This is a genomic window from Streptomyces sp. NPDC056347, from assembly GCF_042262625.1.
Taxonomy (GTDB): domain Bacteria; phylum Actinomycetota; class Actinomycetes; order Streptomycetales; family Streptomycetaceae; genus Streptomyces.
Map to the genome: position 1 here is coordinate 1 of NZ_JBHJQP010000284.1, position 5639 is coordinate 5639.

The window sequence follows — 5639 nt, forward strand, 5'->3', positions numbered from 1 at the left end:
AGCGGTAGCGCCGTCGGGCGGGGAGGCGGGCCGGGCACGGCCGCCGCCCCGCCCGGCTCGGCGCCCCGGCTCCTCGGACGGCGGGAAGGCCGACGGGAGGAGTGCGCCGGCAGAACGACGCGGCGTGTCCCGTTCGCCCTACGCCTCACGCTTCCGGTCGCGAAAGCCCCGGGCCCGCCGGCACGGACCGTCCGGGGGCGCCGGCCGGTCCGGGGTCACCGCTCCGTCACCTGCCCGGCCGCCACCTCGATCCGGCGGGTCGTGCGGACCGCCTCCAGCATCCGCCGGTCGTGGGTGACCAGGAGCAGCGTCCCGGTGTACGAGTCCAGCGCCGATTCGAGCTGTTCGATCGCGGGCAGGTCGAGGTGGTTGGTCGGCTCGTCGAGCACCAGGAGGTTGACGCCCCTGCCCTGGAGCAGGGCGAGCGCCGCGCGGGTGCGTTCGCCCGGGGAGAGCGTCGTGGCCGGTCGCATCACGTGGTCGGCGCGCAGGCCGAACTTGGCGAGCAGGGTACGCACGTCGGCGGGCTCCGTGTCGGGCACGGCCGCGCAGAACGCCTCCAGCAGGGTCTCCGTGCCGTGGAAGAGCTTGCGGGCCTGGTCGACCTCGCCGACCACCACGCCCGAGCCGAGCGTCGCGTGCCCGGAGTCCAGCGGGAGCCGGCCGAGCAGTGCGGCGAGGAGGGTGGACTTGCCCGCACCGTTGGCGCCGGTGATGGCGACGCGGTCGGCCCAGTCGATCTGGAGGGAGGCCGGGCCGAAGGCGAAGTCGCCGCGCACGGCCCGTGCCTCGCGCAGGGTGGCCACGACCGAGCCGGAGCGGGGCGCGGAGGCGATCTCCATCCGCAGCTCCCACTCCTTGCGCGGTTCGTCGACGACGTCGAGCCGTTCGATCATGCGCTGGGTCTGCCGGGCCTTCGCGGCCTGCTTCTCGCTCGATTCGCTGCGGAACTTGCGGCCCAGCTTGTCGGAGTCGGTGGCCTTGCGGCGGGCGTTCTTGACGCCCTTGTCCATCCAGGAGCGCTGCATCTGGGCGCGTCCCTCGAGGGCGGCGCGCTTGTCGGCGTACTCCTCGAACTCCTCGCGGGCGTGCCTGCGGGCGCGGTCGCGCTCCTCCAGGTAGGCCGCGTACCCGCCGCCGTAGAGGTTGATCTGCTGCTGGGCCAGGTCCAGTTCCAGGACCTTGGTGACCGTGCGCATCAGGAACTCGCGGTCGTGGCTGATGACGACCGTGCCCGCGCGCAGGCCGGAGACGTAACGCTCCAGCCGCTCCAGGCCGTCCAGGTCGAGGTCGTTGGTGGGCTCGTCGAGCAGGAAGACGTCGTACCGGGACAGCAGGAGCGAGGCCAGTCCGGCGCGGGCCGCCTGCCCGCCGGAGAGCGCGGTCATGGGCAGGTCGAGGCCGACGGTCAGGCCGAGCTCGGCCGCGGTCTCCTCGGCTCGTTCGTCCAGGTCGGCGCCGCCCAGGGCCAGCCAGCGCTCCAGGGTCTCGGCGTAGGCGTCGTCCGCGCCGGGCGCACCGTCGACGAGGCCCTGTGTCGCGGCGTCCATCGCGGCCTGGGCCTCGGCGACGCCGGTGCGGCGGGCCAGGAACTCCCGCACGGTCTCGCCCGCGCGCCGTTCCGGCTCCTGCGGGAGGTGCCCGACGGTGGCGGTGGGCGGGGAGAGCCGCAGCTCGCCCTCCTCCGGGCGGTCGAGTCCGGCGAGGAGCCGGAGCAGGGACGATTTTCCGGCCCCGTTGACTCCGACGAGACCGATCACGTCGCCGGGCGCGACGACGAGGTCGAGCCCGGCGAAGAGAGTGCGGTCGCCGTGTCCGGCGGCGAGGTCCTTGGCGACGAGGGTGGCAGTCATCAGGGGGCCGATTTTAGGGCCTGGCCGGACCCCCTGATGACCCGGTGACCGGCGGCGTCAGGAGCGGCCGGCTCCGGGGACGCGCCGGGCCGGGAGGTGGGCGGTCACGCCCCGGGGTCCGGACACCTCCGCCGCCGCCGCGGCGGAGCCCGCGGTGGCCCGTACGAAGGCGCCGGTGCCGCCGACCAGGGGCAGCTTCGCGGTGGTGCGGGACAGGTCGAGGGTGAGGGTGGGGGTGGAGTCCGGCGGGTCGATGAGGTCGCGGTCGGTGCCCGCGACGATCAGGGCGAGGCGGTGTCCGGCCGGGACGACGTGGTCGGTGGCGGCCAGGTCGAGGGTGAGGGTGACGGGGCGGCCCGGGGTGAGGGGGCGGCCCTTGCCGGGCGCGGCGTAGGTGCCGAGGTCGGCCCAGCCACGGCTGATCACGGTCCGGTCGACGGTGGTGGTGCGGGCCGCGGTGTTCCGGTAGCAGGCGCTGTCGCCGGGGGTGCTCGCGCCCCAGCAGCTGCGGTCGGCGAGGGTGGTGATGCCTTCGCCGGAGGCCCCGTAGTCGCGGATGGTGTCGGGGCCGAGGTCCACCAGCACCGCGGAGAGGTGGGCGGTCGAGGTGGTCGGGGTGGCGGTGACGGTGACCGTCGAGGAGCCGGACAGCCGCAGGTCGGCGGCGAGCGGCGCGGTACGGAAACCGGCCTTGGCGGCGGTGGTCCGGTCCAGGTCGGCGGCCCACTCCGTCTCACCGAGCGCCGGATCGTCGGTGAACGTCTCGGTGGCGCCGGGGCGGGCGGGCCGCAGGGTCAGGGTGCCGACGCCGGGTTCGGTGCCGGGGCCCGGTCGCAGGGTGGTGGGCCGGGTGGTGCGGGGCGGCCAGACCCGGTCGGTGGACCACTGGTCGGGGTGGCGCTCGATGTCGGCCATCGGTTCGCGGTCGATGCCGTTGTCGTAGCCGAGGAGATAGTGGTCGAACCAGCGGTGCAGGGTGTCGACCCACTCGGCGCGCCGGAAGTCGAACGGGTCGACGTGTCCGGTCTGCGAGAGCCAGAGCTTGCGTTCCACGCCCTGCTTCGCGAGGGCGTCCCACCACTGGCCGAGGTGCTTGGTGCGGACATTGAGGTCCTGCATGCCGTGGACGGCGAAGACGCTGGCGCGTACCTTGCGGGCGTCCTTCACGTAGTCGCGCTCGCTCCACAGCGCAGTCCAGTCACCGTTGCGCGGCGCCCCGTCGGCGAGCCGCTGCTGCACCGCGGCGCAGCGTCCGAGCGCCTCGGGACTGTCCACGTAGCCGGAGAGCCAGTCGGGGCCGCTGGCGTAGAGCGGGGCGCCCTGGGCGAAGTAGTAGTCGTACCAGGAGGAGATGGCGCTGATCGGAACGATGGTGCGCAGCCCCTGGACGCCGGTCGCGGCGACGCCGTTGGCGATGGTCCCGTCCCAGCTCTTGCCGATCATTCCGGTGCGGCCGTTCGACCAGCCCGCCGCGGCGCGTTCGTGGCCGGTGCGGGTGGTGTAGGCGCGGGCGCGGCCGTTCAGCCAGTCGATCACGGCCTTGGCGGACTGCACATCGGAGCGGCCGCCGACGTCGACGCAGCCGTCCGAGCGATTGGTTCCGGCCAGATCGACGGCGACGAAGGCGTAGCCGCGCGGGACGAAGTAGTTGTCGTAATGGAGCGGGAATCCGACCGGCCGGCCGTCGCTGTCGTACGTCTTGAGCTGGCTCTCGTTGCCGCGTCCGCAGCAGGAGTAGTACGGGCTGGCGTCCATGATCACGGGGATCTTCCGGCCCTGGCGGGCGGGTTCGCGCGGCCGGACGATGTCGGCGGCGACGCGGTCGTTCCGGCCGTCCCCGTCGCCGTCGAGGCCGGTGTCGACCCAGACCGACTCGCGGACCGCGTCCGCGTACGAGTAGACGGGCTCGCTCTTCGCGGACCGGGCCTCGCGGGGGCCCGCGCCCTGCGCGCCGGCCGGGGAGAGCAGGACGGCCATCAGGGCGGCGACGGCCGCCACCACCAGGGATCTGTACCTCGAACGGAGTCGTTGCGCACGTGTCGGCATGGGCGGAAGGTACCCCTGGTCAACTCGCCTGCGACAGAGGGCGGTCGGAGGCGGACGCGGCGCGGTCAGGGCGTGAAGCGGCCTCGTCGTCATGGCGGCCGAATGGCGATCGTGTGACAGCTGTGGCCATGGACACGACTGGGGCGGTGGTCGCTGAATAGGGTCGACGTGACGGTTCAAGAGATCATCCGCCCCGACCACTTGGAGTGTTCCGTGCACCGCAGACTCATCGCCCCGAGCGCGCTCGCGGTCTCCCTGCTGCTGGCCGTCCCGGCCTCGGCCGCCGGGGGCACCGCGGGCGCGCCGGGCATCGGCGACCCCTACTACCCGGCCAGCGGCAACGGCGGCTACGACGTCTCCCACTACGACCTGCGGCTGAAGTACCAGCCGTCGACCGACCTGCTGGAGGGCACGGCGACGATCCTCGCCACGACCACCCAGGAACTCTCCCGTTTCAACCTGGACTTCGGGCTGGACGTCTCCGAGGTGCGGGTGAACGGCAAGAAGGCCGGTCACACGAAGACCGGCGAGCAGGAGCTGGAGATCACCCCGGCGGCCCCGCTGGCGAAGGGCAAGGCCGTCTCGGTGGTCGTGCGGTACGCCGGGAAGCCCTCCGAGGTGAAGATCAACGGGTGGACGTCCTGGGTCCGCACCCCGGACGGCGCGGTGGCCGCGCAGGAGCCGGAGTCCGCCGCCTGGTGGTACCCGAGCAACGACCACCCGCTCGACAAGGCCACGTACGACATCTCGGTGTCCGTGCCGGACGGCCTCCAGGCGATCAGCAACGGCACGCTCCAGTCGCAGAGTTCGAAGCTCGGCTGGACCCGTTTCAACTGGCGCTCCGCCAAGCCGCAGGCCACGTATCTGACGACGCTGGCGGTCGGGAAGTTCGACATCACCACCGACACCACGTCCGACGGGCTGCCGGTGATCAACGCGTACAGCAAGGACCTCGGCGCCAACGCCGGTGCCGCGCGCGCCAGCATCGAGCGGTCCACCGAGGTCGCGGAGTGGCTTTCGGAGATCTACGGGCCGTACCCCTTCGAGGCGCTCGGCGGCTACGCACCCAATGTGACCAGCGGTTTCGCCCTGGAGACGCAGACCAGGCCGTTCTACAGCCCGAAGCAGTTCGCCAATGGCGCGAATGTCCAGGTCGTCGTCCATGAGCTGGCGCACCAGTGGTACGGCGACAGCGTCTCGGTCAAGGGCTGGAAGGACATCTGGATCAACGAGGGCTTCGCCCGCTACAGCCAGTGGCTGTGGTCGGAGAAGGAGGGCGAGGGGACCGCTCAGGAGCTGGCGGACTACACCTACGCCCAGCACCCGGCCGACGACCCGTTCTGGCAGGTCAAGCCCGGCGATCCGGGCCCGGACAACCAGTTCGACGCGGCGGTCTACGACCGGGGCGCCCTGGCGCTCCAGGCGCTCCGCAACGAGCTGGGCGACGAGTCCTTCTTCGCGCTGCTGAAGGGCTGGCCCGCCGAGCACGCCTACGGCAACGCGAGCGTGAGCGACTTCGTCGCGTACGCGGAGCGGGTCTCGGGCAAGCCGCTGGCCTCGCTGCTGGACACCTGGCTGTTCCAGCCGGTGCGGCCGGAGGCGCCGGCAGCGGCCGGTGCGCGGGGCCTGAACGCCACCGCCGAGCCCGCGCGCCCCGCCTCCTGGAAGAGGATCGCGGCGACGGACTCGGTGCACGACCGCCGCTGACCGGCGCACCGGCACCGCCGCCCGGTCCGGTGG

3 protein-coding genes are annotated in these 5639 nt (G+C 72.9%); 1 reads left to right on the forward strand and 2 read right to left on the reverse strand.

Going from position 1 to position 5639, the window contains the following annotated elements:
- Window positions 1-215: 215 nt before the first annotated feature.
- Both ACFCV8_RS35210 and ACFCV8_RS35215 read right to left on the reverse strand, forming a co-directional pair.
- On the reverse strand, window positions 216-1853 hold the full coding sequence (locus ACFCV8_RS35210) for an ABC-F family ATP-binding cassette domain-containing protein (protein ID WP_376689602.1): 1638 nt from the start codon (window positions 1851-1853) through the stop codon (window positions 216-218).
- A 57-nt stretch (window positions 1854-1910) separates the two neighbouring features.
- On the reverse strand, window positions 1911-3899 hold the full coding sequence (locus ACFCV8_RS35215) for a Xaa-Pro dipeptidyl-peptidase (protein WP_376689603.1): 1989 nt from the start codon (window positions 3897-3899) through the stop codon (window positions 1911-1913).
- Window positions 3900-4112: 213 nt separating this feature from the next.
- On the opposite strand from ACFCV8_RS35215, the gene ACFCV8_RS35220 reads away from it, so the two are divergent.
- Window positions 4113-5606 (forward strand): M1 family metallopeptidase, encoded by a 1494-nt coding sequence (locus ACFCV8_RS35220; protein ID WP_376689604.1) that lies wholly within the window; start codon window positions 4113-4115, stop codon window positions 5604-5606.
- Window positions 5607-5639: the final 33 nt, after the last annotated feature.